General features: G+C 63.5%; 2 protein-coding genes. Both read left to right on the forward strand.

Annotated elements, in window-relative coordinates; translation table 11 throughout:
* Positions 1-36: 36 nt before the first annotated feature.
* Positions 37-402: a glycine cleavage system protein GcvH gene (gcvH, locus tag ACR0J2_RS24030; protein WP_170613943.1), complete on the forward strand. Its 366-nt coding sequence runs from the start codon at positions 37-39 to the stop codon at positions 400-402.
* Positions 403-575: 173 nt separating this feature from the next.
* Positions 576-3,431, forward strand: coding sequence for an aminomethyl-transferring glycine dehydrogenase (gene gcvP / locus ACR0J2_RS24035; protein WP_480814108.1), 2,856 nt, complete (start codon positions 576-578; stop codon positions 3,429-3,431).
* Positions 3,432-3,444 lie beyond the last annotated feature (13 nt).

The raw sequence follows: 3,444 nt of genomic DNA on the forward strand, positions 1-3,444 counted from the left end.
CAAAACTACAAGCGTTGAAGTCAGGAGAGAACAGGAATGTCGACGTATTATTCTGAAGAGCACGAGTGGCTGCGAGTTGAAGGAGAAGTTGCGACGCTGGGGATTACGGTTCATGCGGCTGAGCAGCTTGGCGATGTTGTTTTTGTCGAGCAGCAGGAAGCGGGTGACGAGTTTGAGAAGGGCGGCGAGATCGGCGTGATCGAGTCGGTCAAGGCGGCGTCCGAGCTTTATGCGCCGGTGGATGGCGAGATTGTCGAGGTGAACGAGGCGCTTGCGGACAATCCCGGTTCGCTGAACGACGACCCCGAGGGCGAGGCGTGGATCTACAAGATCAAGATCGCGGATGCGTCGCAGCTGGAGGATCTGATGGATCTGGACGGCTACAAGGCCCTGATCGGCTGAGCAAATGGCGGGTTCCGACGGGATCCGCCCCTTCTTTCACCCGGAGCCGCTGATTTGGGCTCCGCCCGTTCGGGCCTGACACTGTCCCCGGACAGGTTCCAGGACGGCCCTTACCCCACGCCGGAGGCTCCTGCCAGAGCGGCTGGGTGAGACATTTCATGAGGAGCGCTGCAATGGCCTTCAAACTGACCGATTACGAAGCCTATGACTTCGCCAATCGCCGCCACATCGGCCCGTCGCCCACCGAGATGCGCGACATGCTGAAGGTGATCGGCTTCAAGACGCTGGACGAGCTGATCGACGCCACCGTCCCGCCGGCGATCCGGCAGACAGAGCCGCTGGACTGGGGTCCGGCGATGACCGAGCGCGATGCGCTCTTTCACATGAAAGAGGTGGCGCGCAAGAACAAGGTTCTGACCTCGCTGATCGGTCAGGGCTATTACGGCACCACCACGCCGGCGCCGATCCTGCGCAACATCCTGGAAAACCCGGCCTGGTACACCGCCTATACGCCGTATCAGCCCGAGATCAGCCAGGGCCGTCTTGAGGCGCTTCTGAACTTCCAGACCATGGTCAGCGACCTGACCGGGCTGGACGTGGCCAACGCCTCGCTGCTGGACGAAGCCACCGCGGCGGCCGAGGCGATGGCGATGGCCAAGCGCGGCGGCCGGTCCAAGGCCAACAACGCGGCCTTCTTCGTGGACAAGAACTGCCACCCGCAGACCATCGCGGTCATTAAAACACGCGCCGAGCCTCTGGGCATCGACGTGCAGGTGGCCGATCCGGATACGCTGGATGCTGGTGCGGTGTTTGGCGCCATCTTCCAGTATCCGGGCACCTATGGCCATGTGCGCGACTTCTCTGCCGAGATCGCGGCGCTGCATGAACATAAAGCGATCGCCATCGTGGCCGCCGACATCCTGTCGCTGGCACTGCTGAAGTCACCGGGCGAGATGGGCGCGGACATTGCCATCGGCTCGACCCAGCGCTTTGGCGTGCCGATGGGCTATGGCGGCCCGCACGCCGCTTACATGGCGACCACCGACAAGCTGAAGCGATCCATGCCGGGCCGGATCATCGGCGTGTCGATCGACAGCCGCGGCAACAAGGCCTATCGCCTGGCGCTGCAGACCCGCGAGCAGCATATCCGCCGCGAGAAAGCCAACTCGAACGTCTGCACCGCGCAGGCGCTGCTGGCCGTCATTGCCTCGATGTATGCGGTCTATCACGGCCCCGACGGCATCAAGGCCATCGCGCAATCGGTGCACCGCAAGACCTCGCGTCTGGCCGATGGTCTGGAGGCGGCAGGCTTTGCCGTGGAACCCGAGGTGTTCTTCGACACCATCACGGTCGAGGTCGGCCATCTGCAGAAGACGGTCATGGAGGCCGCCGTGGCCCGGGGCGTCAACCTGCGCAAGGTGGGCGAGACCAAGGTCGGCATCAGCCTTGATGAACAGACCCGGCCCGAGACCATCGAGGCGGTCTGGGGTGCATTCGGCATCGACCGCAAGGATGACAGCTCGAACAAGCATTACCGCCTGCCGGAACATGCGCTGCGCGAAAGCGCGTACCTGACCCACCCGATCTTCCACAAGAACCGGGCCGAGGCCGAGATCACCCGCTACATGCGCCGTCTGGCCGACCGCGACCTGGCACTGGACCGGGCGATGATCCCGCTGGGGTCCTGCACCATGAAGCTGAACGCCACGATCGAGATGATCCCGGTCACCTGGCCCGAGTTCGGCAATCTGCACCCGTTCTGCCCGGAAGATCAGGCGCAGGGCTATCACGAGATGATTGCCGATCTGAACGACAAGCTGTGCCAGATCACCGGCTATGACGCGATCTCCCAGCAGCCCAACTCGGGCGCGCAGGGTGAATATGCAGGCCTGCTGACCATCCGCAACTATCACTTCGCCCGTGGTGAAGCGCACCGCAATGTCTGCCTGATCCCGACCTCGGCGCATGGCACCAACCCGGCCTCGGCGCAGATGGTGGGCTGGCAGGTGGTGCCGGTGCAATCGGATGACAAGGGCAATATCGACCTGAATGACTTCCGCGCCAAGGCCGAGAAACATTCGGACCATCTGGCCGCCTGCATGATCACCTACCCCTCGACCCATGGCGTGTTCGAGGAAACGGTGCAGGAGGTCTGCCAGATCACCCATGATCATGGCGGTCAGGTCTATATCGACGGCGCCAACATGAACGCCATGGTCGGTCTGGCCCAGCCGGGCAAGATCGGCGGTGACGTCAGCCACCTGAACCTGCACAAGACCTTCTGCATCCCGCATGGCGGCGGCGGCCCCGGCATGGGCCCGATCGGCGTCAAGGCGCATCTGGAAGAGCACCTGCCCGGCCACCCGGAATACGGCACCGCCGTGGGCCCGGTCTCGGCGGCGCCCTTCGGCTCGCCCTCGATCCTTCCCGTATCGTGGGCCTATGTGCTGCTGATGGGCGGTGAGGGTCTGACCCAGGCGACGAAAGTGGCAATCCTGAACGCCAACTACATCGCGGCACGGCTCAAGGATGCCTATCCGATCCTCTACACCTCGGAAACGGGCCGGGTGGCGCATGAATGCATCCTCGACACCCGTCCGCTGGACGAGGCCGCGCATGTCAGCGTCGACGACATCGCCAAGCGTCTGGTCGATAGCGGCTTCCACGCGCCGACCATGTCCTGGCCGGTGGCGGGCACCCTGATGGTCGAACCCACGGAATCGGAACCCATGGCCGAGCTGGACCGTTTCTGCGACGCCATGCTCTCGATCCGGGCCGAGGCGCAGGACATCATCGACGGCAAGATCGACGCGGACAACAACCCGCTGAAAAACGCCCCCCACACGGTGCGCGATCTGGTCGGCGACTGGGACCGCCCCTACACCCGCGAACAGGCCTGCTTCCCGCCGGGCTCCATGGGCGTCGACAAATACTGGTCCCCCGTCAACCGCGTCGACAACGCATACGGCGACAGAAACCTCATCTGCACATGCCCTCCAATGTCAGAATACGAAGAAGCCGCTGAGTGAAAGATAAAACCCC

The organism is Ruegeria sp. CG4 (genome assembly GCF_056537185.1).